Source organism: Natronorubrum tibetense GA33 (assembly GCF_000383975.1).
Lineage (GTDB): Archaea > Halobacteriota > Halobacteria > Halobacteriales > Natrialbaceae > Natronorubrum > Natronorubrum tibetense.
Genome location: NZ_KB913019.1, coordinates 162,509 through 188,032 on the forward strand (window position 1 = coordinate 162,509; position 25,524 = coordinate 188,032).

The 25,524-nt window shown below is 63.9% G+C and carries 18 protein-coding genes; 12 read left to right on the top strand and 6 right to left on the bottom strand.

Features of this window, described 5'->3' with window-relative positions; translation table 11 throughout:
* Positions 1 to 75 precede the first annotated feature (75 nt).
* The gene (locus NATTI_RS0122705) at positions 76 to 1,848 is read right to left on the bottom strand and encodes a TCP-1/cpn60 chaperonin family protein (RefSeq protein ID WP_006091297.1); all 1,773 of its coding nucleotides are present in this window, start codon (positions 1,846 to 1,848) and stop codon (positions 76 to 78) included.
* A gap of 167 nt (positions 1,849 to 2,015) precedes the next feature.
* Between NATTI_RS0122705 and NATTI_RS0122710 the strand changes: the two genes are divergently transcribed.
* Entirely contained in the window at positions 2,016 to 2,831 is an 816-nt protein-coding gene (locus tag NATTI_RS0122710; RefSeq protein WP_006091299.1) for an ABC transporter permease, read from the top strand.
* 178 nt (positions 2,832 to 3,009) lie between these two features.
* Positions 3,010 to 3,771 carry a polysaccharide deacetylase family protein gene (locus tag NATTI_RS0122715; protein ID WP_006091300.1) on the top strand — a complete coding sequence of 254 codons (762 nt, stop codon included), beginning with the start codon at positions 3,010 to 3,012 and terminating at the stop codon, positions 3,769 to 3,771.
* Between the two features lie 127 nt (positions 3,772 to 3,898).
* Here NATTI_RS0122715 and NATTI_RS0122720 read toward each other — a convergent pair whose 3' ends face one another.
* Positions 3,899 to 4,552, bottom strand: a complete 654-nt coding sequence (locus NATTI_RS0122720) for an SHOCT domain-containing protein (protein ID WP_006091302.1) — start codon at positions 4,550 to 4,552, stop codon at positions 3,899 to 3,901.
* Positions 4,553 to 4,768: 216 nt separating this feature from the next.
* On the opposite strand from NATTI_RS0122720, the gene NATTI_RS0122725 reads away from it, so the two are divergent.
* The 3 genes from NATTI_RS0122725 to NATTI_RS0122735 all read left to right on the top strand — a co-directional run bounded on the left by NATTI_RS0122725 (position 4,769) and on the right by NATTI_RS0122735 (position 7,619).
* Positions 4,769 to 5,335, top strand: coding sequence for a MaoC family dehydratase (locus tag NATTI_RS0122725; RefSeq protein WP_019992184.1), 567 nt, complete (start codon positions 4,769 to 4,771; stop codon positions 5,333 to 5,335).
* Complete coding sequence (locus NATTI_RS0122730; protein WP_019992185.1) at positions 5,332 to 6,774, top strand: acetyl-CoA hydrolase/transferase C-terminal domain-containing protein; 1,443 nt, start codon at positions 5,332 to 5,334, stop codon at positions 6,772 to 6,774. The genes NATTI_RS0122725 and NATTI_RS0122730 overlap by 4 nt, the downstream gene beginning before the upstream one ends.
* A gap of 113 nt (positions 6,775 to 6,887) precedes the next feature.
* Entirely contained in the window at positions 6,888 to 7,619 is a 732-nt protein-coding gene (locus NATTI_RS0122735) for an aspartate/glutamate racemase family protein (RefSeq protein ID WP_027119279.1), read from the top strand.
* An 857-nt stretch (positions 7,620 to 8,476) separates the two neighbouring features.
* On the opposite strand, the gene NATTI_RS0122740 is transcribed toward NATTI_RS0122735, so the two are convergent.
* A complete protein-coding gene (locus NATTI_RS0122740; RefSeq protein WP_006091306.1) occupies positions 8,477 to 9,682 on the bottom strand; it encodes an acyl-CoA dehydrogenase family protein in 1,206 nt (401 codons plus the stop codon).
* Positions 9,683 to 9,851: 169 nt separating this feature from the next.
* Between NATTI_RS0122740 and NATTI_RS0122745 the strand changes: the two genes are divergently transcribed.
* On the top strand, positions 9,852 to 11,945 hold the full coding sequence (locus tag NATTI_RS0122745; RefSeq protein WP_006091307.1) for a hydantoinase/oxoprolinase family protein: 2,094 nt from the start codon (positions 9,852 to 9,854) through the stop codon (positions 11,943 to 11,945).
* A gap of 6 nt (positions 11,946 to 11,951) precedes the next feature.
* The gene (locus NATTI_RS0122750; protein ID WP_019992186.1) at positions 11,952 to 13,787 is read left to right on the top strand and encodes a hydantoinase B/oxoprolinase family protein; all 1,836 of its coding nucleotides are present in this window, start codon (positions 11,952 to 11,954) and stop codon (positions 13,785 to 13,787) included.
* A gap of 69 nt (positions 13,788 to 13,856) precedes the next feature.
* Here NATTI_RS0122750 and NATTI_RS0122755 read toward each other — a convergent pair whose 3' ends face one another.
* Positions 13,857 to 15,287, bottom strand: a complete 1,431-nt coding sequence (locus NATTI_RS0122755) for an amidase (RefSeq protein WP_006091311.1) — start codon at positions 15,285 to 15,287, stop codon at positions 13,857 to 13,859.
* A 254-nt stretch (positions 15,288 to 15,541) separates the two neighbouring features.
* Here NATTI_RS0122755 and NATTI_RS0122760 point away from each other — a divergent pair, with 254 nt between their 5' ends.
* From NATTI_RS0122760 to NATTI_RS0122775, 4 genes are all read left to right on the top strand, one after another.
* Complete coding sequence (locus NATTI_RS0122760) at positions 15,542 to 17,566, top strand: hydantoinase/oxoprolinase family protein (RefSeq protein WP_006091312.1); 2,025 nt, start codon at positions 15,542 to 15,544, stop codon at positions 17,564 to 17,566.
* A 2-nt stretch (positions 17,567 to 17,568) separates the two neighbouring features.
* Complete coding sequence (locus NATTI_RS0122765; protein ID WP_006091314.1) at positions 17,569 to 19,539, top strand: hydantoinase B/oxoprolinase family protein; 1,971 nt, start codon at positions 17,569 to 17,571, stop codon at positions 19,537 to 19,539.
* A gap of 146 nt (positions 19,540 to 19,685) precedes the next feature.
* On the top strand, positions 19,686 to 20,138 hold the full coding sequence (locus tag NATTI_RS0122770) for a GNAT family N-acetyltransferase (RefSeq protein ID WP_006091315.1): 453 nt from the start codon (positions 19,686 to 19,688) through the stop codon (positions 20,136 to 20,138).
* 169 nt (positions 20,139 to 20,307) lie between these two features.
* Positions 20,308 to 21,720, top strand: a complete 1,413-nt coding sequence (locus NATTI_RS0122775; protein WP_006091316.1) for an aspartate aminotransferase family protein — start codon at positions 20,308 to 20,310, stop codon at positions 21,718 to 21,720.
* 30 nt (positions 21,721 to 21,750) lie between these two features.
* Here NATTI_RS0122775 and NATTI_RS0122780 read toward each other — a convergent pair whose 3' ends face one another.
* Complete coding sequence (locus NATTI_RS0122780) at positions 21,751 to 22,266, bottom strand: Lrp/AsnC family transcriptional regulator (protein WP_006091317.1); 516 nt, start codon at positions 22,264 to 22,266, stop codon at positions 21,751 to 21,753.
* 111 nt (positions 22,267 to 22,377) lie between these two features.
* Positions 22,378 to 23,727, bottom strand: a complete 1,350-nt coding sequence (locus NATTI_RS0122785; protein ID WP_006091318.1) for an aminotransferase family protein — start codon at positions 23,725 to 23,727, stop codon at positions 22,378 to 22,380.
* A gap of 176 nt (positions 23,728 to 23,903) precedes the next feature.
* On the opposite strand from NATTI_RS0122785, the gene NATTI_RS0122790 reads away from it, so the two are divergent.
* A complete protein-coding gene (locus NATTI_RS0122790; RefSeq protein WP_006091319.1) occupies positions 23,904 to 25,385 on the top strand; it encodes a CoA-acylating methylmalonate-semialdehyde dehydrogenase in 1,482 nt (493 codons plus the stop codon).
* Positions 25,386 to 25,524: the final 139 nt, after the last annotated feature.

Here is a 25,524-nt window from a genome sequence, read left to right on the forward strand (position 1 = left end):
ACTTTTGCTGTCGGGTCAAAATTCCGCCCGGTAGTCGACAACTCGAACGCTACGTCGTCCTCCCCGCAAAACCGCTCACTCGTGCCAGATCGTATCGTCTTGCTCGTCGAGATACGCCTGGTGGTTCTCCGCGTGTTCGTCATAGATCGCCTCACCCGGTTGCGTCGGCTCCTCGCTGAAGGTCGCATCGAGCGCGTCGTCGACGCGGAGCACGAGCGACGCGACATCGACCGCGTGCTGATAACACCGGAGCCGGACCGCCGTCGGATCGAGCAGGCCGGCCTCGAGCACGTCGTCGATCTCACCGGCCGGGAAGACGAGCCCCGGCGCGGTGCCGTTCGTCGCGTTCGTCGTCGCCTCTCGAAGCGAGGTGAGCGTCGTCAGGGTATCCATCCCCGCGTTCCGGGCGAGCGTCGACACGAATCGGTCCGTTGCGTCGGCGAACGCTTGGACGGCGAGCTGTTCCCGTCCGTCCGCCTCGAGGGCGGCGTCGCGGAGCGAGTCCGCGAGTTCGAGCTCCGTCGCCCCGCCGCCGGGGAGAACCCCCGCCGGACCGGTCGTCTCACCCATCGCCGTCGCGACCGCGGCGACGGCCTTCCGTATCTCCGTCGCGGCCTGCGCGCCGAGCTGGCCGTGAACGCCGCGGAGGAGGAAGGTGACCGACGCTGGGTCGGAACACTCATCGAACACAACCATCCGTCGGCGCTTTCGCCGACCCTGTCGCTTGTCGATCGTCTGCTGTTCGACCAGCCCCGCGTGGCCGAGATCCGCCGGCGTCACGTCGGTCGGGTCGACGACCGGCGTCGCGCCGGTTGCACTCGCCAGCTGCGCGAGTTTGAGGCGGTTGACGCCGCGGATCCCGACGATCCCGTGTTCGACGAGGAGCTCCTGATACGCGTCGTTGATGCCGGTTCTGGTCACGACGACGTCGACGCCGGCCTCGACGAGACCCGCGACGACTTCCTCGCGGCGGGTCGCGAATACGTCGTCGAACGCGTCGATCTCGTCGGGCGATTCGATGACGAGTCGCTCGCCGTCCTGCTGGAAGTCCGGGTCCTGCAAGCCGCCGGTCTTGCCGTCGTTGGCCTTCCCGCGCTTGAACCCGCTGATGACGAGGACGTTCGCGTCCGTCACCCGGTGTGGCATCCGCTCGTCACAGATATCGTTTCGATCGAGCACCGTACCGAAGACGAGTCGCGAGTCGTCGATCGAGCCCGAGCGAATCTGCCGGATGGCGAGCGTCTCCTCGTCCGGCATCCCGATCTGTCTTGCGGCCTCGACGGCACCGCTCGCCCACGTCTCCCGTGCGTTTCCGACGTCGTTGCCCGTCATCGCCGATCGCGCGACCATCTCCGCGGCGGCCGTCGGATCGTCGAACGACTCGAGCGGCCGCGAGAGCGTCTCCATCGTTTGTTCGACACAGTCGAGTGCGGCGCTGTAGCCGTCCTCGATGGTCGTCGGATGGACACCCATCTCGAGCAGGCGTTCCCCCTCGTCCAGCAGCGCGCCGAGCAGTACTACGGTGGTCGCGATTCCGTCGGGGACCAGTTCACCCTCGACGTCCGTCGTTCCCGGGCGTTCCGGGGCGACGAGCCGTCGGATAATCGGGCCCATCGGGTGTTCGACCGGAAGCTCCTCGAGGATCGTTGCCCCGTCGCTGCTGACCGTATCGACCCGCGTTTCGGGCTCCCCGGGTTCCCGTTCGGTCTTCCCCGCGCGGCTCTCGATCAGCGTGTCGTGGGAGAGCGGCCCCAGCGAGCTCTCGAGGACGCCGCGGATCGCTCGAGCGGCGACGATATTTGCGTGTGGAAACTGTAATTCCGCCTCCGAATCGGTTGTCTCTCCCATCTTCGATACTGTCATTCCGTCGGGCAGCAGGTAAAAACCTATCCCGCATAGCCGTCGTCGGAGATCTCGCGCAGTCGCGTCCCACGGTCTCCGCGCAGCATCTTTATATAATATGCCACCAGTACTCAAGGTAGATGGCGACAAAGCACACTTCGGTCGACAAGCAGATGGATCGATCTGCGCTCACGCGTGTCGTGCAGTGGGTCGATATGAAACGCCTGTTGGCAGCGTACTTTATCCTGATTTCACTGTATATCTACGCGCCGATGCTCGCGCTGATCGTCTTTTCGTTCAACTCGGGCGGAATCTCGCCGCCGTATCAGGGGTTCACGCTGGCGTGGTACAGCGAGCTAGCGGCGAATCAAGGGATCATCAACTCGGTGATGCGGTCGATTCAGCTCGCACTCGTTGTGACGGTGATCACGACGGTACTGGGGACCGCTGCGGCGCTCGCGTATCGCTTTGATTTCCGCGGCCGGAAGCTGTTCCTCTACCTGATCGTGCTCGGGATCATCACCCCCGGGATCGCGTTCAGCGTCGGTTCGACGCTGTTGCTCAACGAGGTACTCGGTCTGTCGCGGTCGATGTGGGTCGCCCTGCCGGCACACGTCGTCTGGACGCTCCCGTTTGCGGTGATCGTGCTGCTCGCCGGCTTCCCGCCGAATCTGGCCCAGAACGAGGAGGCCGCGCGAGTGATGGGGGCGAGTCGAGTGACCACGTTCCGCGAGATCGTGTTGCCACAGATCGCCCCGACCGTTCTCGGTGCGGCCGTCTTCGCGTTCACGCTCTCGTACAACGAGGCCGAACGCGGGCTGCTCCTCGTCGGTCGTGACCGAACGATGCCCATGGAGGTATTCAGTATCGCGTCCGCCGAGCGGGCGACTCCGGAGTTGTTCGCCCTCGGGAGCGTGACCACCATCTTCTCGACGATCCTCCTCCTCGTCGCGGGGGGTCTCGTCGTCTACGGCGCCAGGCAGTCCTGACGGCGTGCTCTCGGAGCCACGCTCCTGCGGTCCGAGAATGCGTGTTACTATCAACCAACCACAAGAAAAGGCTTTTTAGATACCCATCTAACCACAATTCGCAATGACGTCCAAAGTTTGCCTTACGTACGACTTCGACGCAGTATCGACGTGGCTCTGGTCATACGACTCCTGGGACATGCCGACCAGACACTCCCGCGGCGTGTACGGTGCGAACGTCGGCGCCCCGCGCTTGCTCGACCTCCACGACAAACACGACATCCCGGCGACGTGGTTCGTTCCCGGCCACACGATCGACAGCTTCCCGGAGATCAGCGCCGAGGTCTGGGACCGCGGCTACGACATTCAACATCACGGTTGGAGTCACACCGGACCCGCAACTTATGAGACGAAAGAGGACGAGAAGGCCGACGTCGACCGAGCGATCGACTCGATCGTCGACCTCACTGGGCGCAAGCCGACCGGCTATCGCTCTCCCGCCTGGGATTACTCCGAGAACACCCTCGACATCTTAGACGAGGTCGGCATCGAGTGGGACTCGAGCAAGATGGCCTCCGACTTCGAACCCCACTGGCTCTACGGCGGCTGGAGCGCCCCCGAGGACGGTGCGTACGACCGCGGAGAGCCGACCGATATCGTCGAACTCCCCGTCTCCTGGCAGCGCGACGACTGGCCCGCGCTGACGTTCACCTGGGCACGGCCACACCGCATGGGCTACGTGAGCGAGGACTCGCTGTTCCAGCGCTACTACGACCAGTTCGACTGGATGCACGAGAACGTCGACGACGGCGTGTTCATTCTGACCCTCCACCCGCAAGTCATCGGCCAGGCCCACCGCATCTCGCGACTCGAGGAACTGATCGAGCACATGAACAGCAAGGATGACGTCGAGTTCGAAGAGATGGACGCCGTCGCGACCGAGTTCCGCGAGAACAACTGATACGGATTACTGTACCGATTTACCGGCGCAACCGCCGCCCGGATCGCGGTTGCACCGGAAATGACTTACAGTGAACCGTATGAGACGGCGGTTCCGTACCGGGTTTTCGAACCGCCTGCCGATCCCTCTACTCCAGCAACTCCCGTTTCATCGTCTCGAACTCGCGTTCCGTGAGATGGCCCTGCTCGAATAAGGCCTCGAGTCGCTCGAGCGAATCGAAGGAGTCGTCGTCCGATTCGGTCTCTATCTGTTGGCGAATCGTCGAGCAGGCTGCGGTTGTGTCGTCGGTGGAGGTTCGCCCGACGTCGATATAGTACCGTTTCGGTCCACGGAGCACGAGTCGTTGGTTACCGTTCGCCGTCTCCAGCTTCGCCCCCCTCAGTTCGTCGTAGGATATCGATCGGTACTCGTGATCGGCGGGTGCCTCGCGCTGAATCACGACCAACAGCCGTCGGTCCGTGACGAGCGTCAGCAGGTCGCGACCGCGACTCGCCATCTTGCGGGTTCGGCTCTCCTCGCGACGGTCGCGGTCGTCATCGTTCGTCTCGTAATCCATGATCCGCCCGCGGAGCGCGTACTGAACCCGTTCGTCGCTGTCCAGTCGCTCACGGAGTCGCCGACGTTCCGGCCCTTTGATCTCGAGCCCGTCCATCTCCTCGGCAGCCGACTCGGATCCTTTGTCAGTAGCCGACTCGGAACCACCGTCGGCAGCCGGCCTAGAGCCCTCGTTGTCGGTCGCTGAAGCATCGCCCCGTCGGCCCGTTTGCTCGTCGAATGGCATACGAATCGATGATCGCGAACACGTATATACGTTCTCGAGCGACCACCCGACACTGGGGTAGTCGCCGCCGCCGGGACGCCACGTTGCAGTTCGTAGCGATAACAGCTATGGCGATTCGCCGAGAACGAGTATTACTCTCAGAACTCGGCGTCCGGCCGCCGGCAATACCGTCGGAACGGTCAGGATCGCCGTCGTACACCGCCTCGAGAGGACCCTATGACAACAGACGACCAAACGGACGGAGAGACACGCATCGTCGAGGGATGGCACGGCCGATACTACGAGGAGTTCGAGGTCGGCGATATCTACAAGCATCCCTTCGGACGCACCGTCACCGAGACGGACAACGTTTGGCTGACGAACGTCACGATGAATCTCAACCCGATGCACTTCAATGAAGCGTACGCCGCCGAGACGGAGTTCGGCGAACGGCTCGTCGACGGCACGTTCGTCATCGCGCTGGTCGTCGGGATGAGCGTGATCGACGTCTCCGTGAACGCGACTGCAAACCTCGGCTACGACGATATCCGCCACCACGCTCCCGTCTATCACGGCGATACGCTCTTCGCCGAGAGCGAAGTGATCGACAAACGCGAGAGCGGTTCCCGAGATCACGTCGGGATCGTGACGACCGAACTGCGCGGCTACAATCAGGACGGCGACCTCGTGATCTCCCTCGAGCGCACGCCGATGGTGCTCAAACGCGAGCACGCCCAGCCCAGCCCGGCGAAGCCACCCGGCTGGCCGGAGGGGATCGGAACGCAGCCGGAGAACGACTCATGAGCGGCGGACTCGAGAAGACGGATGCGCCGGTCGACGCCGCGTCGGCCGCCACCTACGTCGATCCCGAGGCGGTCGTCGCCGTGAGCGGGTTCGGCGCGGTCGGCTACCCGAAGGCTCTCCCGCTGGCCCTCGCGGCCGACGACCGCGACCTCGCGCTGACGGTCATCAGCGGGGGCAGCGTCGGTAAGGAGATCGATACGGCGCTCGTCGAAGCGGACGCGATCGCCCGTCGCTATCCCTACCAGGCGAGAGCTGCGGCGCGAGAGGCGGTCAACGACGAAACGATCGCGTTTCAGGACCGATTTATTTCCAAACTGGGCGACGAGGTCGAACTCGGGCACGTTCCGACGCCCGACGTCGCGATCGTCGAGGCGGTAGCCGTCGGCGACGGCTGGTTTGTCCCCTCGCTCTCGATCGGTCACACCGTTGCGTACGTTAGGGCCGCGGAGAAGTTGATCATCGAGGTGAACGACTCGATCCCTCGCGATATCGGTCGGTTTCACGATGTCTACGAGCGGTCGCTGCCCCCGGATCGGGGGCCGATTCCGCTCGAGGAGCCGGCGGACCGAATCGGTGGGTCGCGGATCGAGTTCGATCCGGCGGCTCTCCTCGCCGTCGTCGAGACCGAGGCGGCCGACGATCCGTACGACTTCCGCGAGCCGTCGGCGACCGACCGGGAGATCGCCGCGAACCTCGCGACGTTCCTCGAGGCCGAACTCGACCGTTGCTCGATGTTCGACGACCGGATCGCCCTTCAGTTCGGCGTCGGAAGCCTTGGCAACGCGCTCATGGGCGCGCTGTCGTCGATCGACTTCGGCGACCGGGACGTCTACTACTTCGGCGAGGTGTTCCAGGACGGTCTGCTCGAGATGATCGAGAACGGGACGCTCGCGGGTGCCAGCGCGACGGCGTTCGCCCTCTCCGCGGCGGGCCAGCAGCGGCTGTTCGACGACATCGACGGTTACAGCGAGTCAATCGTCCTCCGCCCGGCGGACCTCTCGAACAGCCCGGCGTTGATCGACCGCTTCGGCGTCGTCGGGATCAACAGTGCCATCGAGGTCGATCTCTACGGCCACGCGAACTCGACGCACGTCGACGGCTCGCGCGTGCTGAACGGGGTCGGCGGCAGCGGCGACTTCAACCGCAATGGCGTGCTCTCGATCACTACGCTTCCCTCGAGACACGGCGCGGAGACATCGTGTATCGTGCCGATGTGTCCCCACGTCGATCACTCGGAACATGATATCTCGGTCGTGATCACCGAACGGGGCGTCGCCGACCTCCGCGGGCGCTCCCCTCGCGAGCGCAGCCGACTGCTCATCGAACACTGTGCCCATCCGGAGGTCGTCGACGACCTCGAGGCGTACGTCGCTCGCGGCGAGACAGCGGGCGGCCACATCCCCCACCACCTCGAGTCGGCGTTCTCCTGGCGGTCCTGACGCCGGGCTGCCGATACTGACGGCACAGCGCCGATACGGTGCCGGTGCGGCGCGGTTCGATCGCAGAAACAGCTTTGGCCGTCCCCGCCGACTTCCTCTCGTGGCGCGAGACTATGAAAATCAAAGCCATCAATCCGAACACCACCCTCGAGATGACCGAGAACATCGGCGCAGTCGCGAACGAGTACACGGCTGACGATACCGAGGTCGTCGCCGTCTCCCCCGACCGTGGGCCGATCAGTATCGAATCCTACTACGACGACTACCTCGCCGTCCCCGGCATCCTCGACGAAATCCTCAAAGACGAGGATGACGAGTTCGATGCGTTCGTCAACTCGTGCTGGGGCGATCCGGGTCTCGACGCCTGCCGCGAAGTCACCGACAAGCCAGTCGTCGGCATCGCCGAAGGCTCGATGTACGTCGCGAACATGCTGGGGGCGAACTTCTCGGTCGTCACGATCCTCCCTCGAGCGCGCGACTTCATCGAGGAAGCGGTCAGAAAGACGGGGTTGGACGGCCACTGTGCGTCAGTCCGCTGTACCGACCTGACCGTCGTCGAAACCGAAAACACGCGTGACGCGGCGGCAAAGGCGCTCCTCGAGGCGAGCTGGGAGGCTGTCGAGGAGGACGACGCCGAAGTGATCTGTCTCGGCTGTGCCGGGATGGGGGGTCTCGACGAACCCCTCGAGGCCGAACTTCCCGTCCCCGTTATCGACAGCGTTGGTGCGGGTGCCGTGCTCGCCGAAAGTCTCGTCCAACTCGGTAAACGCACGAGCACAGTCAGGACCTACAAACGGCCGGAGTCGAAGGAAATCGTCGGCTACCCCGAGCGCTACCAGCTGTAGGCACGGTCTCGAGCGACCGAACCTCTCTCGTTCTCGATTCGACGCAGCGTGTCGAGCGCCCGCCCTCGAGAACATTCGAGCGTCCAACGTGTGGAACGAAGGCCGACACAATTGACCAATCGTTCGTCATCGCCGAACGTTATATGTGATCAGGCAGCACTCATTGGATGTATCGTGGCTCGAGAACGTTTCCGACCTACTGCCTGGTAATTTACAAAAGTACTGCTGTAAAAACTTGGATCACGATCGTCGTCGAAGCGGTTCGTTTGCATGTGCGGTATCGCTGTAATCTACTCATTACACGAGTACTACTGTAAATATCTGCGGAGAACTACCCTTCAGCGGGGAGACACGACTGACGGCGCGATCGGGCGTTTCGGTGATCTACAGCGCCACAGTACTGCAGTTTTCAACCTAGTCGGTGGTGGAACGGCCGTTCGATAACGCCGTCTTTTATATACTACTATTCGGAAAGCTGATAGGCTTTCGAGAATTGTTCCTATCGTAACTATATCCATTATATCGATCTATGTTCGCCTGTTTATCTACTTATGCGCGTTTGATATTCTGATACAACAACCAATCGCGAAAATCCTATCGTAGTTTGACTATTCGGACAGTGATTATTGGAGAGTAACATCCCTGGTAGGTAAACACACCCACGATTTCGAAGCCAGGAATCGACTGCCCGAATGGGTTCGTGGCAAACACCTCACAGAAAAACACTGTCGTTCGGTGACAGCGAACCTTTTATACTCCGGCAACGATTATCGCTGTCGATTCGTCTCTGAAAAGCCGACGGCGTCGATCGCAGCACGAAGATCGAAAAGGGATTGATCGCTCGAGCGATTCGTCGGTCAGTACGACCGCGGCAGTCCGAGCACGTTCTCTCCTACGTAGTTGAGTACGAGTTCCTGGGTAATCGGCACGAGTCGAGTGAGTCGCGCTTCCCTGAGGTACCGTTCGACATCGTACTCCCGTGCGACGCCGAACCCGCCGTGGGCCTGGACGGCGGCGTCCGCGGCCGCGAAAGCGGCTTCGGCGGCCAGATACTTCGCCATGTTCGCCTGCGCGCCGACGGCCCGTCCCGACTCCTCGTCGACCGCGCTCGCGGCGCTGTAGGTCAGTTGCTTTGCGGCCTGTAGCTCCGCATAAGCTTTGGCTAACGGGTGCTGGATGGCCTGGTTCATCCCGATCGGGCGATCGAACACCACGCGCTCGTTCGCGTAGTCGACGCCCGTCTGAATCGCCAGTTCGCCGAGCCCGAGACACTCGGCTGCAATCACCAGTCGCTCCTCGTTGAGTCCGTCCAGCAGCTGATAGAAGCCGTTCCCGCGCTCGCCGACGAGATTGTCGGCGGGGGCGCGCAGGTCGTCGAACCAGAGTTCGTAGGCGTGGACGGCGTTGCTGGCGGTCTTCGGAATCGACCGCATCGTCAGCGTTCCGGCGTCGACGGCGTCGTCGATATCGACGAGGAACATCGAAATCCCCTTCGTTCGCTTTTCGGCCGCCGATTTCGGCGTCGTCCGGGCCACGACCAGCAGGTAGTCGCTCGCGTCGACCCGTGAGATCCAGATCTTCTGTCCGTTGATCACGTACTCCCCTTCCTGCTCTTCAGCGACCGTTTCGATGGAGGTCGAATCCGAACCCGCGTTCGGTTCGGTGAGTCCGAGCGACTGGATCGCGACGTCACCCTCCGCGACGGCCGGAAGCAGCCGTTCTTTGAGTTCCTCGCTCCCGTGACGGACGATCGGCACGGAGTTGTAGATCCCGCCGTGGATCGCCTGCGCCGCGGCGAACCCGCCGCCGCTGGCCGCGATCTCTTCCATCATTACGACGACCTCCGCCGTTCCCATTCCCGCGCCGCCGTACGCCTCGGGGACGAGGATCCCTAGCCACCCGTGGTCGGCCAGTTCCGTCACGAACTCCGTCGGGTATTCGGCCGCGCGGTCTTTCTCCCGCCAGTACTCCTCGTCGAACTCGCTACAAATATCGCGGATGCTCTCCCTGACGAGTTCTTGCTGCGCAGTCAGCGCTACGGTATCCGTCGCTACTGTGGCCATCACTATTCCTTGTGTGGTCGGCGAGATAAACCTACGCCTGCCCGGCGTTTGCTGGTCGACAGATCGCAAATTGAAACCGGCGAGAGTGACTTATCATCGAATCGATAAGACCTGACTCGGCCACCGAGGGAAACGGTTAACTCCTCCAGCAGAGAGCTATTGGTTGTGCATGGCTAGCAAGAGTAGTACCAGCGGCAGCGAGATCCGCGTCGGCGTCGACGTTGGTGGGACGAACACCGACGTGATCCTCGTCACCGACGAAGACGAGTTTACCTTCAAAACGCCGTCGACGGCGGATCCGTCGGAGTCGACGATCACCGGGATCGTGGAGGTGTGTCGCCACGCCGGTATCGACCCCGGGGCGGTCGACCAGATCCTCCACGGGACGACGGTGGCGACGAACGCCCTCATCGAACACGAGGGGGCGCGAACGGGACTCCTCACGACAGAGGGCTTTCGGGACGTGCTCCACATCGGTCGCCACCGGAAGCCCCACAGCTTCTCCCTCCAGCAGACGATTCCCTGGCAGGAACACCCGATCGTCGAGCGACGACACCGAAAGGAGGTCACGGAGCGCGTCTACCCGCCGGGTGACGTCATCACGCCGCTGGACGAGGACGAGGTGCTGGCACAAGCCGGCGAACTCGTCGACGACGGCGTCGAGTCGATCGCAGTCTGTTATCTTCACTCCTATCTGAACCGTGATCACGAGGATCGGACGAAAGAACTCCTCACAGAGGAGTTCCCCGACGTCAGCGTCTCGACCTCGAGCGACGTCGTCGCCCAGTTCCGGGAGTTCGAACGGTTCACGACGACGGCGATCAACGCGCGGCTGGAACCCGTGCTATCGACGTACCTCAACCGCCTCAGCGACGGGCTCACCGACGAAGGGTTCGACGCGGAGGTACTCATTATGCAGTCCAACGGCGGGATGGCGAGCGTCCGGAACGTGGCCGAACGGCCCGTCACGACGCTCGTCTCCGGACCGGCTGCTGGGGTGCTCTCGGCGGAGTTCGAGGGGAACCACGTCGACGACCCCAATATGATCATGCTCGACATGGGCGGCACCAGCGCCGACATCTCGGTGATTCCCGGGCGCGTGCTCGAGCGCGACCCCCGGGACAGCACCGTGGGGGGCTATCCGACGATCACCCCGATGCTCGATATCGAGACCATCGGCGCGGGCGGCGGCTCGATCGCCTGGTTCGACGACGCGATGGGCTTCAACGTCGGACCGAAAAGCGCCGGCGCGGACCCGGGCCCGGCGTGTTACGCACAGGGGAACGACCAGCCGACGACGACCGACGCGCAGGTCGTCCTCGGACGGATCGACCCCAGCAGCTTCCTCGGTGGCGAACTCGACCTCGAGCCGGAGCGTTCGCGGGAGGCGCTACAGACGAAGCTCAGCAATCGCACCGATCAGGCGCAGTTCGAGACGCCCGAACAGGCCGCACTCGCGACGCTCGAGGTCGCGAATACGAACATGTACCGGGCGATCCGCGAACAGACCGTCCAGCGGGGGTACGACCCGCGGGAGTACACGATGGTCGCCTTCGGCGGCGCCGGGCCGATGCACGGCGCAAGCATCGCCGAGAAGCTGGACGTATCGACGGTGCTGGTTCCGCCGTCGCCCGGGATCGCGTCCGCCCGCGGGCTCCTGACGGGGAACGTCAAGTACGACTACCAGCAGACGGTCAGCAGTCCGCTCGAGGAGGTCGACGGCGAGTTCGTCGACGAGGCGTTCGACCGACTCGAGGCTCGCGGCCGCGAGCAGTTAGAGCGCGACGAGATCGATTCCTCGAACTGGACATTCAGATCGTCGGTCGACTGTCTGTACGACGGGCAGGGATACGAGCTGAACATCGACTTCGACGATACGGACGGCGACTGGCACGCCAGACTCCGCGAGCAGTTCGAGGCGAAACACGAGGCCGAGTACGGCCACTACTTCGAGGACGATCCCGTCGAACTCCTCAACGTGCGCGTGACCGCGATCGGCGACGTACAGTCCTATGCACCCCCCGAAATTGCGGCAACGGGGGATCTCTCTGCGGCCCAGACGACGGAGTCGACGGTCGTCTTCGGAACCGCCGACGAGCCCGAGGAGGTGACCGTTCCGCGATACGACCGCGCGAAACTGGCGACCGACCACGTGATCGGCGGGCCGGCCGTCATCGACGAGTTCGACAGCACGGTCGTCGTCAACCCCGGCTGGGAGGCCACCATCGGCGAGAACGGATCGATCAAATTGCGGACGGAGTGAGTGTTAATGACTGACAACCCCAACGAAACGGAGCAGGCGGCAGCAACGGACGACGAACACGCGGAGACGACGGCGGCGGACGTCCTCCGCGAACGAGACATCGATCCGGTGACGATGCAGGTCATCGGCGGCGAACTCGACACGATCGCCCAGGAGATGGGGTACAAACTCATCCGCTCGTCGTACTCCTCGATCATCCGCGAGAGCGAGGATATGGGCGCAGGGATCTTCACCACCGACTGTCGCGAACTGTGTGAGAGCGACTCCACGCCGATGCACGTCGGCTCGCTCATCGGCTATCTCGACGGCATGTACAAAACGTTCGAGGAGCGCGGTGTCGATCGCGAGGACGTGATCAACGAGGGCGATGTCTTCATTCACAACCACCCCCACTACGGCGCGAGCCACTCGCCGGACATCGCCGTCGCGGTGCCGATCTTCTACGAAGGAGAACACATTGCCTGGGCGGCGAACACTGCCCACCACCTCGACATCGGCTCGGCGACGCCCGGCCTCGCGATCGACCTCGAGGACATGTACGCGGAGGGAAGCCTGTTCCGAGCGACGAAGGTGTACGAGGAGGGCGAACGGGTCGACGGCATCTGGGATTTCATCGAGGACAACGTTCGAACTCCCCGAGAGGTCATCGGCGACCTGCAGGCCCAGATCTCGTCCTGTAACGTCGGTAAGGATCGCTACCTCGACCTCGTCGAGAAGTACGGACTCGAAGAGATCCAACACGCGGGCGAGGCGCTCATGGACTACGCCGAGGCGCTGTTGCGCAACGAGATTCGGACGATCCCCGACGGCACCTACTACGCCGAGGACTACCTCGACGACGACGGCCGCAACCGAGACGTACCGCTAAAAATCGCCGTCGAGGTGACCGTCGACGGCAGCGACATCACCGTCGACATGAGCGAGTCCGCCGATCAGACGCCGACGGGCTACAACATCCCGTTCCACGGCTCGACGGACGTCTGCATCTACTTCACGATCCGGTCGCTGCTGATGGACACGTTCGTCCGCGACGAGTACCTGCCACAGAACTCGGGGACGTTCGCGCCGGTCCACCCGAAGGCCCGACCGGGCTGTATGTTCAACCCGACGCCGCCCACGTCGGCGTTCGCCCGCATCAACCAGGTCGACAAGATGAGCGACCTCATCATCAAGGCGCTCGCCGATGCGATCCCCGAGCGGGTCTGTGCGGGCACCTGCGGCCAGGTGTACTTCGTGAGCTACGGCGGGACGAACGACGCGGGCGAGTACTGGGTCTACCTCGAGGTGAACGAGGGCTCCTACGGCGGCCGACCCGGTGCGGACGGGCTCGACGCGGTCGACGCGCTCGTGCATAACACGAAAAACCGGCCCGTCGAAGACATCGAACTCTCGCATCCGATGCGACTCGAGCGCTACGGGCTCCGCGAGGACGGCCACGGTGCCGGACGGACCCGCGGCGGCCACGGCATCGTTCGGGAGTCGCGCTTCCTCACGGACGCCGTGATGACGATGGAAGGGGACGGAAACAGCTACCGGCCGCACGGACTGTTCGGCGGCGGCGAGGGGACCCACGGCGACCTCAAGCACATCAAAGCCGACGGCGAGGTGCTCGACCTCCACTCGAAGGAGTCCGGCTACAAGTTCGAGGCCGACGACCGCGTGCTCATCAAGACGGCGAGCGGCGGCGGCTACGGCGACCCCCACGAGCGGCCGGCTGACACCGTCTACGAGGACTATCTCGACGGCCTAGTATCGGCGACCGACGCCCGCGAGGAGTATGGCGTCGTCATCGAGGACGGCACGCTCGATACGGCGGCGACGGCGGAACTGCGCGACGAGTAGTCGGGTCTGTTCTTCGGTTTTCACTCGCGAACGTCAGCACGGCGAACGTCAGAACGGTGCGTCGATCGATCAGTCTGCGACGCGCTCGAGTGCTCGCGCAACGCGCAGCGCCCGGTCGTCCTCGAACTGTGGGGCGACCGCCTGCGCGCTCACCGGCAGGCCGTCGACCGATGTCACCGGAACCGTCACGGCCGGCGTGCCGGCGATGTTGAAGGGAGCGGTGTTGCCGAGGATCGGAAGGAGATCCGCTCGAGTCGTGACCGTCTCAACTGCCGGCGGCCGAACGCGAAGCGTCGGCGTGACGAGCGCGTCGACATCGCCGAACGCCGCCTCGAGTCGGGCGGAGAAGGCAAGCCCCTCCTCGCGAGCGGCGGCGTAAGAGGCCCCGCCGCTGGTCATGTCGAGGAACGCGGGCGGGAGGATGCGCCTCGCGACGTGTTCACCGAGCCCCGCCTCCCGAGCCGACTCGAACGCCCGGCGGAGAGTTTCGTCGTAGCCCGTCCCCTGTCCTCTGGTGACGCCGTTGCCGGAGACGAGCCAGGAGAACTCCGCCGCGCCGATGTTCAGGTAGGCCGCTTCGGTGTCACCCAGGTCGAGTTCGACGGGTACCGTCTCGATTCCGAGCGTCGACAGCCGATCGGTAACCGTCCGGACGACGTCGGCAATCTCGTCCGAGGAACGCTCGAACGGCGTGTCGGGGATGCCGACGGTCAGACCGTCGACGTCCTCGAGTTCGTCGGCCGTCTCGAACGCGAGCGACCGATCGGCCGAGGTCGGATCGCGGGGGTCCGGGCCGGCCATCGCCGCGAGCGCGGCGGCGGCCGTCGAGACGTCCTGCGTCATCGGGCCGATCGTGTCCAGCGAGGGGGCGAAGTCGACGAAGCCGTACCGCGGCACGAGCCGATGAGACGGTTTGACGCCGACGATGCCACAGCAGGCCGACGGAATGCGGATGCTGCCGCCCGTATCGGAACCGAGTGCGAGATCGACGGTGCCAGCCGCGACGGCCGCCGCGCTACCGCTCGAGGAGCCGCCAGCGACGATATTGGGGTCGAGCGGATTTGTGACGTGGCCGAAGTCGCTGAACTCGCCCGTGGGCCCCATCGCGAACGGCTCCATGTTGGCCTTGCCGACGAGTTCGATTCCGGCCTCGAGGAGGCGGTCGACCGCTGGCGCGGTGAACGACGGGACCACCGAGTAGGCTGCGGAGCCGCAGGTCATCTCGAGGTCGGCGACGGCGATGTTGTCCTTGACCGCGAGCGTTTTGCCCGAGAGCGGGCCCGAGTCGGTGCGGACCTGCGGCTCGTCGAAGACGGCGAGTAGCGCGTTCTCCTCGTCCTCTGAGCGGCGGCCGACGCCCTCGCTCGTCCGGACGGCGGCCGTCGCGTGCTCCTCGCCGACGGTCGCCGACTCGAGGATCTCCTCGAGGATCGAATCGGGAATGTCGAACCCGAGGCGGTCGGCCTGGGCTCGCATCTCGGCAAGGCCGGACTCGCTCATCGTCGATCATCCTCGGCTCGACTCGGGTCAACGGTTGGACGCCATTGGTCGCCGCGCAGACGGTCGTTCGTGCTTCGAATCTGTCGGCCGTGCTGTCCGTGACACTGGAAACCCAGGCTCATGCGTTCGACTCTCCCCAGTCGGTCTTAGTCGTATCGGCGTCGGCCGCGTCGGTCGTGTTGCCCGTCCAGTCCCGGCGTTCCTGACTAAAACGTTATATACCACTTGCGTGTCCTACTACGTGGGATGATATCATGACTCGAGCCGGTATCGATATCGGCGGGACGTTCACCGACCTCATCGTGTTCGACGAGGAGACCGGGACGATTGAGATTACGAAAACGCCGTCGACGCCGGAGAACTCCGCGAAGGGGGTGATCAACGGGTTGACCAAGGCGGAGACGGATATCGCCGACCTGGATTTCTTCTCGCACGGCTCGACCGTCGGGACCAACGCGCTGATCGAACGGGAGCTACCCCGGACGGGCCTGATAACGACGGCAGGGTTTCGCGACGTCCACGAGATCCGTGACGCAACCAAGGAGGACGTCTGGGACGCCTACACGGATGTCGCAGACCCCTACGTGACGAGGCGGGATCGACTCGAGGTGACGGAGCGAATCGACTACAACGGGGACGTCCTGACGCCGCTGGACGAAGACGACGTTCGCGAGGCCGCTCGAGTCTTCGAGAAACGAGGTATCGATACCATCGCGATCTCGCTGGTCAACGCCTACGTCAATGGCGATCACGAGCGTCGAGTCCAGGAAATCGTCGAAACAGAGCATCCCGGCGCGTTCGTCTGTTGTTCCCACGAGATCCTCCCCGAGATGTTCGAGCACGAGCGGACGAGCACGACGATCGTCAACGCGGCGCTGGTGCCCGTTGTCAGGGAGTACTTGACCGACCTTGCTCGACAGCTTTCCGAACGCGGCTACGACAACGACGTGCTCGCGATGCACTCCGGCGGGGGCGTGATGACCACGGACGCGATCGCCTACTACGCGGCCCGGATCGCCAACTCCGGGCCGACGGCGGGGGCGATCGCGGGGCAGTACATCGCCGAGCAGTGCGGGTTCGACAACGCGATCGGCTTCGACATGGGTGGCACCAGCGTCGACGTCTCGCTCACCTACGGCGGCGATATCGAGATGACCGACGAGTGGGCCGTCGAGTACGGCTATCCGATCATGTTTCCCTCGACGGACATCGAGACGATCGGTGCAGGCGGCGGCTCGATCGCCTGGATCGACGAAGGCGGCTCGCTCCGCGTCGGACCCCGAAGCCAGGGCGCGGACCCCGGCCCCGCCTGCTACATGCGCGGCGGGGACAAGCCGACGATCACCGACGCGAACGTGTTGCTGGGCTGGGTCGATCCCGACAAGTTCCTCGGCGGGGAGATGGACGCGACCGCCGGCCCGTCTCGAGACGTGATCGAACGCGAAATCGCGGAGCCGCTGGATCTCGGTGTCACCGAGGCGGCCTCCGCGATCGAGCAGATCGCCATCGCGAACATGTGCAACGCCGTCAGGCTCGTCTCGACGAGCAAGGGCTACGATCCCCGCGACTTCGCGATCGTCGCCTTTGGCGGCGCCGGACCGATGCACGCCGCCCACGTGGCCGAGGAGATGAACATCCCAAACGTGATCGTTCCGCCGTACCCCGGGATCAACTCCGCGCTGGGCTGTCTGCTCGTCGATGTCGAACACGATCTCTCGAAGACGTTCGTCGCGAACGCGACCGAAGAGGTTGCCGACGACTTAGCGGAGACGCTCGAAGAGGTCGAGGCCGAGATTCTCGACCGACTGCGCGCCGAGGAGATCGAGGACGACGAGATCCGCCTCGATCACGAGGTCAAGATGCGCTACGCGGGCCAGTGGCGGTCGCTGGCCGTGCCGTGTTCGCTGCCGATCGAGAGTGTTGAGGCAATCCGCGAGCGGTTCCACGAGGAACACGAGCGCGTCTACGCCTACTCGGATCGCGACGCGACCGTCGAGATCTACGGCATCCGCGTCACGGGACGCGGCGTCGTCGAAAAGCCGTCGTTCCCGGAGATCGAATCGGGCGACCTCGAGGACGCCCACCTCGGCACGCGAGAGGTGTACTTCGAATCGGCCGGCGAGTTCGTCGAGACCGACCTCTACCAGCGCGAGCGACTGGGCGCAGGCGAGACGTTCAGCGGCCCCGCGATCGTCGAGCAGATGGACTCCACCGTGGTCGTCCCGCCAGCGGCCGAGGTAGAAGTCGAAGCGACGGGGAACCTGATCATCGAGATATAATCATGTCACAATCCAACGCACACACCGATATCGACCTCGACCCGGTCACCTTCGAGGTCCTGCGCAGCTCGTTTACGAACCTCGTCGACCGGATGGCCGAACAGATCCAGCGTACGTGTTACTCCTTCGTGATCTACAACCGCGACTTCAGCAACTGTCTGAACGACGCGGAGGGGAACACCGTGATGCAGGGCTCACAGGACATCGCCGTCCACGTGGGTACCCTCCACTACACCTGCAAGGAGACGCTCGAGTACTTCGAGGGGGACATCAATCCCGGCGACGTCTACATCGTCAACGACCCCTACCTCGGCGCGACCCACATCAACGACGTCCGTATCATGCGGCCGGTGTTCTACGACGACGAACTCATCGCCGTCACGCAGTCGAACGGCCACTGGGCGGACGTGGGCGGGCCGTCGCCGGGCTCGTTCAACATCGAGGCGAGCAGCTACTTCGCGGAGGGGCTACGCATTCCGCCGCTGAAGATCTGGGATCGCGGCGAGTTCCAGGAGGACGTCGCCAACCTGCTGGTGTCGAACATGCGCCTCTCGGAGGACCGCTTGGGCGACATGCGAGCCCAGACCGAGGCGACCAGGATCGCCGAGAAGCGCCTCCTCGAACTCATCGACAAGTACGGCATCGACACCGTCAAGACCGCGTTCGACGAGTCGAAGAACTACGTCGAGCGGATCATGCGCGAGCGGATCCGCGAGTTGCCGAACGGCACGTGGCGAACCCAGGACTACATCGACGGCGACCCCACCGAGGAGGAGGGGTTCGTCACGATCGACGTCGAAATGACGATTGACGACGACGAGGTCCACTACGACCTGTCGGGCTCGGACGAGTACATCGGCAACTTCCTCAACTCCACGTACGGGACGTCGTTCTCCGCGGTGATCGCCGGGACGAAGATGTTCTTCCCGGACGTGCCGCTCAATTCGGGGATGTACCGGGTCGTGGACGCGACGCTTCCCGAGGGAACCGTGGTTAACGCGCCGGAGCCCGTCCCCGTCACCGGCTCGGTCGCGGGGGCCTACGAAAAGGTCATGAACGCCATCTTCGAGATGTGGTCGGAGGTGCTTCCGGAACGGGCGATGGCCTGCGCGTTCAACCTCGAGTATCTGCTCTCGGGCGGCACCGACCGTCGCCCCGACCGCGACGGCGAGGAGTTCATGTGGTACGACTGGATGGCCGGCGGCTGGGGCGGACGGGACGGAATGGACGGCGCGAACGCGACCGCTCCGGTCTTCGGTGCGGGACTGGCCGTCCAGTCGCTCGAGGGACAGGAGCGGGACACGCCGCTGCTGACGAGCGAGCACTCGATCGTCACGGACTCCGCGGGTCCCGGCGAGTTCCGGGGCGGCTGCGGCGTCCGGAAGGGCGGCCGTCTCCTCGAGTGTGAGAACAGCGTGATCTCCTACTGTTCAGATCGGTCCCGATCGATTACGTGGGGGCTCAACGGCGGGCTGCCGGGAATTCCACACGGCGTGTCGCTCACGCGGGACGGCGAAACCGAGGATATGGGGACCGTCTTCTCCAACCGCCCGATCGAGGAGGGCGACGCGTTCGTTCGGCCCTCCTCGGGCGGCGGCGGCTTCGGCGATCCGCTCGAGCGCGACCCCGAGGCAGTCCGTGAGGACGTCATCGACGACTACGTCTCGATCGAACGAGCCGAAACTGACTACGGCGTGGTGATCGACGCCGTCGATCCAGACCTCTGCGAGTACGAGATCGATCGCGAGGCGACGGAGCAAGCACGCGAACACATTCGAGAAAACCGGGAGTCCTGGCTCGAGGCGGACCCCGAATCGGTCGCCGAACGCTACCGCGAGGGCGAACTCGACCAACACGATCTCGTCCGCCAGTACGGCGTCATCCTCGAGTGGGAGACGGAGGAGTTGCTCGAGCGTACGACCGAGCAGTTCCGCGAGATGCTCGGTCGGCGAGCCGCCGCGGAGTGGCAGTAGTGGAGTCTACAGCCGCCAGCGGCCTGACAAAACGCTTTTGCCGGTACTCCGTGTGTACACCACTGCTATCGATCGATCGTCGTCGTCGACGACACCGAGCGGTGGAGTCAGTCGGCCAGCGGCGGGACCGTCGAGGCGAGAGACAGATGAGTAAGATCACCATACAGCAGCTATCGACCGACGCGGAACGGCGCGAGGCGTTCCCGATTCTCAACGAACTGCGGACGCACTTGGACGAGGCGCTGTTCGAAGAACAGTACGAGCAGATGTACGAGGAGGGGTACCGACTGTTCGGTCTCTACGAGGACGGCGAGATCGTCGCCGTCGCGGGGGCCAAAACAGCGACCAACTTCTACCTCGGCAAGCACGCCTACGTCTACGATCTGGTGACCACCGAGTCCCGCCGCTCGGAGGGGTTCGGCGAACAGCTCCTCTCGTTCGTCCACGACTGGGCGGCGACGGAGGGCTGTGTGGCGGTCGAACTCGAGTCGGGCCACTGGCGCGACGAGGCACACCGGTTCTACACCGACGTGCTCGGTTACGAGAAGTACTGCATCTCGTTTAAGTACGATCTCACGGCTGACGACGAGGAGGGGTGAGCGAGTAGACGGAGAGATCTCGATCGCGAACCGTCGAACGGACGACTTTCAGGTGGCTGCGACCGATGGGAAACCGTGACTCGAAGAGCGATCATCGAGTGACGTTTCGGGAAACGTGTATGCGTATAGTTAACAAAAGTCTTTAGGACGCTCCACGAATCCCCTACCGATGACCCGAGGACCACCCATAACAGAGCTCCACTTCGATGAAGCGCCGCACGTCGACACGTCGATTCCGGGACCGCGCTCACAGCAGTTACTCGAGCGACAGGCGGAGATCGACAGCAGCGCCGTCGCGTATCCCAAATCCGTGCCGCTGGCGTTCGCCGAGGGCCAGGGTGCGACGATCAAAGACGCAGACGGGAACGTGTTTCTCGACTTCTTCGCCGGCATCGGCGTGTTGAACGTCGGCCACTCGAATCCCTACGTGCTCGAGGCGGTCAACGAGCAGACGAACGAACTCGTCCACACGATCGACTTCCCGACGGAAGCCCGACTGGACTTCATCGAGGCCATCGGCGAGATCGCGCCGCCGGGGCTGCGCGGGAACAGCAGGATGGTGTTCGGCGGTCCCTCGGGCAGCGACGCCATCGAGGGATCGATCAAGTTGGCGAAACACAACACCGGCCGCCACGGGCTCCTCGCGTTCGAGGGCTCCTACCACGGCGGGTCGGCCGGCGCCTTGAGTCTTACCGGCGGCCGGGGGTACAAGGCCGGCTACGAGCCGATGCTGCCCGACACGGTTCACGTACCGTATCCCGATCCCTATCGCGAGCGGCTCCCGAACGACGGCGCGACGGCGCTCTGTCCACAGGACGACTGCTGTGGACAGGTGTCCTGTGCGCGGTCGCTCGAGGCTGTCAAAGAGAAGTTCGAGGGGGCCTATAGTGGCCACGAGCCGCCGGCGGCGATCTGGGTCGAACCGATTCAGGGTGAGGGCGGCGTCGTCGTCCCACCCGCGGGATTCCTACAGGGACTGCGCGACATCGCGGACGACAACGACGCCCTGTTGATCTTCGACGAGATTCAGTCCGGCTTCGGCCGCACCGGCGAGTGGTGGGGCGGCGAGCACGCCGGCGTGACTCCCGACGCGATGACGATGGCCAAAGGGATCGGTGGCGCGGGCTTACCACTCGGCGCGATGTTGTACCACGAGAAGTTCGACACGTGGGGGCCGGGCGGCCACCTCGGAACGTTCCGCGGGAACCTTCCGGCCATGCGCGGCGGGATCGCCGCGATCGAATACATTCAAGAGCACGACCTGCTCGACCACGCGACCCAACTCGGGGAGTACATCCGGGACCGAATCCGGGCGGTCGACAGCCCCCTGATCGGTGAGGTCCGCGGGCGCGGGCTGTTCATCGGCGTCGAACTGATCGACGAGGACGGCCGGCAGAACGCGGAGATGGTCAAGGCCGTCCAGACCAGCTGTTACGAGCAGGGCGTGCTCGTCTGGAAGGCCGGCCGAGAAAACGGCGTGCTCCGACTCCTGCCGCCGCTCGTCATGACGAACGAACAGGCCGAGATCGGGCTCGATATCATCACCAACGCGCTCGAGTCCTCTACCGACGATAATCGCTAACCCAGGCGCCGCCGGTTTCGTCCGCAGAAATCAGTCAGTGCCGTCGACGGCGTTTCGCACCATCTCTTCGGACATATTCTCGACCGTCCGTGTACTCGTTTTCAGCTCTCTCATCACGAACTTCGAGGCCGTCTCGTTCACGCCGTCGATCGTGACAATTTCGTCGACGAGATCGTTCATTTGATCCCGGTTTTGCACCCGCGAGTGGACGACGAAGTCGACGTCCCCCATCGTGTAGTACACCTGAAACACGCCGTCGATCGCGGTGAGCGATTGTCCGATATCCTCGGCGTAGCCGCTCTCGTGGGCGACCGACACCTCCGTGATGACCACCATGTTGAGTCCCAGCGCGAGCGGGTCGATGTCCGCCGACACGGCGGTGATGACGTTGGCGTCTTTGAGCTTGTTCAGCCTGTAGTGAACCGCAGATTTCGACAGCTCGAGCTCTTCCGCTAGCTCCGCGAGATTTACGTCGGCATCGCGTTCGACCCGTTCGAGGATCGCAACGTCCGTCTCGTCCAGGGCTGGGAATTCGTTCGTGTCCATACCAGTCAGTTCGTCGCCAGCGGGTTACCCGTGCGATTCGCGTTCGACTGCGCTCGAGCGTCTGGCAACTGACGCCATCGGCGTCAGTCCGCACTCGAGGGACTCGAGGGCCTACCGATCCATCGCGGCGTCGGACACTTCGAGTGCGACGTCGAGCGCGGCGACGGCCTCGTCGACGTCGTCTTCGGTGATCGGGAGCGGCGGCGCGATGATGAGCGTGTTGATCATGTTGCCGACGTAGACGCCTTCGTCCCACGCCGCGGCGCTTACCTTGTCGACGACGGTCGATCCCATCGAAATCTTGTCGGAGCGGTGGCCAAAGGGCACGCGCTCGTCGGGGTCTTTCGTCAGTTCGATCCCGCGGAAGAGACCGACACCCCGCGTCTCGCCGACGCTCGGGTGGTCTTCGGCGAGTTCCTCGAGTCGACCCTCGAGATAGGTGCCGACCTGCCGGGCGTGTGGGATCAGCTCCTGATCCTGGTAGCTCGTGACAGCGGCGAGTCCGGCGGCACAGGCAAGCGGGTGACCCGCATAGGTGTGGCCGTGACAAAACATCTCGTCTTCGAAATGGTCGGCGATCTCGTCGGTGACGATCGTCGCGCCCAGCGGCGCGTACGCCCCGCTAAGCCCCTTCGCCATCGACATAATGTCGGGCGTCACGTCGAAGACGTCGCTGCCGAACCACTCCCCGGTGCGACCGAACCCGCTCATGACTTCGTCGCAGATGAGCAACGCGCCGTGGTCGTGAGCGATTCTCTTGAGTCGCGGGAGGTACTCCTCCGGCGGGACCAGGATCCCGTTCGAGCCGACGACGGGTTCAACGAGCACCGCCGCGACGGTGTCGCCCTCGAGCATCAGCATCTCGTCGATGTACTCGAGGCTCTCCATCGGTTCGAGGGTCGAACCGTAGGCGTACGGATCAGGTGCCTTGATCGTCCCCGGAACGCCAGGCTCAGCTAGGAGCCGCCGCGGGTCGCCGGTGACGCTGATCGAACCCGCAGTAGCGCCGTGGTAGGAGCGGTACCGCGAGATGATCTTCTGTTTCCCGGTGTACATGCGGGCGATCTTGATCGCGGCCTCGACGGCTTCGGTGCCGCTGGTCGAGAAGAACGTCTTCGAGAGGTTTCCCGGCGTCACCTCCGCGAGTTTTTCGCCGAGTCGCGCCCGCGGCTCGGTCGTAAAACCCGGCGCGAAGTACGCGCCCTCGTGGGCCTGTTCGGAGATCGCGTCCGCGACGGTGTCCGCGGAGTGACCGAGGTTCGAGCACATGAGCTGGCCCGAGAAATCGATGTACTCTCCGCCGTTAGCGGTGGTGAACCGAACGCCTTCGCCGCCGACGACCTCCGTCGGGGAGACCTCGCTCTGGAAGGACCAGGTCCCGAACACGTACTCCTTGTCGAGCCGTTCTATCTCCGTCGAATCGTCCGAAAGCACATCCTCCGTTGTCTGAGAATCTGACATTGATACGTCCCACATCGTCGCCACGGGTGATTAATCTTTATCAAAGCTCTAGCTGAGAAGACTATCTTCCAACTATTCCGAGCGTCGCAGAACACTGTCCAGTTGAAAGCGGTTCTAATTGAACGGAGTGGGGTGAATACCGAAGAGTTATTTCACCCGTCGTGGTATCCCTCCGCATGGTCGAGTTACAATCACTCTCGGCGACGGGTGACGTACAGAACTACGTCGGCGGCACGTGGAAACGCGCGGACGGCGACGACGGACAGGATGTTATCAACCCGGCGACCGGCGAAGAGCTCGCGTTCGTCCCGTTCAGCTCCGAATCGGACGTCGACGACGCCGTCGCGTCCGGTCTCGAGGCCTTCGAGGAGTGGTCGACGACGCCCGTCGAAGCCCGCATTCAGCCGCTGTTCGAGTTGAAGCAGTTGCTCGAGGACCACCAGGAGGAACTGGCTGAGCTTCTCGTCCAGGAACACGGGAAGACGCTGCCGGAGGCGCGGGGCGAACTCCGCCGCGGCATCGAGAACGTCGAAGTTGCTTGTGGCATCCCGTCGATGATGCAGAGCGGTTCCCTCCTGAACGCCGCTCCCGGAATCGACGAGAGCGCCGTTCGCAAGCCGCTGGGCGTCTTCGCCGCAATCACCCCATTTAATTTCCCCGGCATGATTCCGCTGTGGTTCCTGCCGTACGCCGTCGCGACCGGCAACAGCTTCATCTTGAAGCCGAGCGAACGCGATCCGTTGGTGGCCCAGCGCATGTTCGAGCTCATCGACGAGGCGGGCTTCCCCGACGGCGTCGTCCAGCTCGTCAACGGAAGCGTCGACACCGTCAACACGCTGCTCGAGCACGAGGACATCGCCGGCATCTCCTTCGTCGGCAGCACCCCAGTCGCAAAACACGTCTACGAAACCGCAGCGGCCCACGGCAAACGGGTCCAGGCCCAGGGCGGCGCGAAGAATCACATCATCGTCACCGAGACAGCGGACCTCGAGTTCGCCGCCCAGAAGACGGTCGCGTCGGCGTGTGCCTGCGCTGGCGAGCGGTGTCTCGCCAACGACGTCGTCGTCGTCGAGGAAGCCGTCTACGACGATTTTACCGACCTCGTCCTCGAGGAGGCCGAATCCCAGACGGTGGGGTACGGACTCGACGACAGCGTCGACATTGGCGCGCTCATTACGCCTGAACACGAGCAACACGTTCGCAACTTTATCGAGACAGGCATCAGCGAGGGTGCCGAACTGCTCCTCGACGGCCGCGACGTCACCGTCGAGGGTTACGAGGACGGCAACTTCCTGGCCCCGAGCGTCTTCGCCGGGCTAGAGACGGACATGGTGATCACCCGCGAGGAGATCTTCGGACCGGTGCTCGGACTGATGTCGGTCGCCGACATCGACGAGGCAATCGACGTCCTCAACGAGAGCCAGTTCGGGAACGCGGCGAGTCTATTCACCGGCAGCGGGCTCGACGCCCGCAAGTTCCGCCACCGCGCCGACGTGGGGAACTTAGGCGTCAACGTCGGCACCTCCGCGCCGATGGCCTTTTTCCACTTCGGGGGCCAGCGCGACTCGTTCTTCGGCGACCTCCACGCCCAGGGCGAGGACATGATCCACTTCTACACGGACAAGAACGTCTACATCGAACGCTGGCCGGACAACTGAGTCGCACCGGCGAACATCGTTTCTGACGAAACACCGACCGACGTTCGGTCGCGAACCGTTTTTGCGGCGCATTTTCGGCCGTTGCAACCGTCACGGCGGCAGCTCTCGTTCGGTAGCGTTGGACCGGAAAAAGAGGCGA

Excerpts from the sequence above, each read along its gene's own strand:
- NATTI_RS0122790 (WP_006091319.1), top strand. The coding sequence starts at position 23,904 with ATGGTCGAGTTACAATCACTCTCGGCGACGGGTGACGTACAGAACTAC.
- NATTI_RS0122710 (WP_006091299.1), top strand. The coding sequence starts at position 2,016 with ATGGATCGATCTGCGCTCACGCGTGTCGTGCAGTGGGTCGATATGAAA.
- NATTI_RS0122775 (WP_006091316.1), top strand. The coding sequence starts at position 20,308 with ATGACCCGAGGACCACCCATAACAGAGCTCCACTTCGATGAAGCGCCG.
- NATTI_RS0122715 (WP_006091300.1), top strand. The coding sequence starts at position 3,010 with ATGCCGACCAGACACTCCCGCGGCGTGTACGGTGCGAACGTCGGCGCC.
- NATTI_RS0122750 (WP_019992186.1), top strand. The coding sequence starts at position 11,952 with ATGACTGACAACCCCAACGAAACGGAGCAGGCGGCAGCAACGGACGAC.
- NATTI_RS0122705 (WP_006091297.1), bottom strand. The coding sequence starts at position 1,848 with ATGGGAGAGACAACCGATTCGGAGGCGGAATTACAGTTTCCACACGCA.
- NATTI_RS0122780 (WP_006091317.1), bottom strand. The coding sequence starts at position 22,266 with ATGGACACGAACGAATTCCCAGCCCTGGACGAGACGGACGTTGCGATC.
- NATTI_RS0122740 (WP_006091306.1), bottom strand. The coding sequence starts at position 9,682 with ATGGCCACAGTAGCGACGGATACCGTAGCGCTGACTGCGCAGCAAGAA.
- NATTI_RS0122755 (WP_006091311.1), bottom strand. The coding sequence starts at position 15,287 with ATGAGCGAGTCCGGCCTTGCCGAGATGCGAGCCCAGGCCGACCGCCTC.
- NATTI_RS0122760 (WP_006091312.1), top strand. The coding sequence starts at position 15,542 with ATGACTCGAGCCGGTATCGATATCGGCGGGACGTTCACCGACCTCATC.
- NATTI_RS0122770 (WP_006091315.1), top strand. The coding sequence starts at position 19,686 with ATGAGTAAGATCACCATACAGCAGCTATCGACCGACGCGGAACGGCGC.
- NATTI_RS0122730 (WP_019992185.1), top strand. The coding sequence starts at position 5,332 with ATGAGCGGCGGACTCGAGAAGACGGATGCGCCGGTCGACGCCGCGTCG.
- NATTI_RS0122735 (WP_027119279.1), top strand. The coding sequence starts at position 6,888 with ATGAAAATCAAAGCCATCAATCCGAACACCACCCTCGAGATGACCGAG.
- NATTI_RS0122725 (WP_019992184.1), top strand. The coding sequence starts at position 4,769 with ATGACAACAGACGACCAAACGGACGGAGAGACACGCATCGTCGAGGGA.
- NATTI_RS0122785 (WP_006091318.1), bottom strand. The coding sequence starts at position 23,727 with ATGTCAGATTCTCAGACAACGGAGGATGTGCTTTCGGACGATTCGACG.
- NATTI_RS0122745 (WP_006091307.1), top strand. The coding sequence starts at position 9,852 with ATGGCTAGCAAGAGTAGTACCAGCGGCAGCGAGATCCGCGTCGGCGTC.
- NATTI_RS0122720 (WP_006091302.1), bottom strand. The coding sequence starts at position 4,552 with ATGCCATTCGACGAGCAAACGGGCCGACGGGGCGATGCTTCAGCGACC.
- NATTI_RS0122765 (WP_006091314.1), top strand. The coding sequence starts at position 17,569 with ATGTCACAATCCAACGCACACACCGATATCGACCTCGACCCGGTCACC.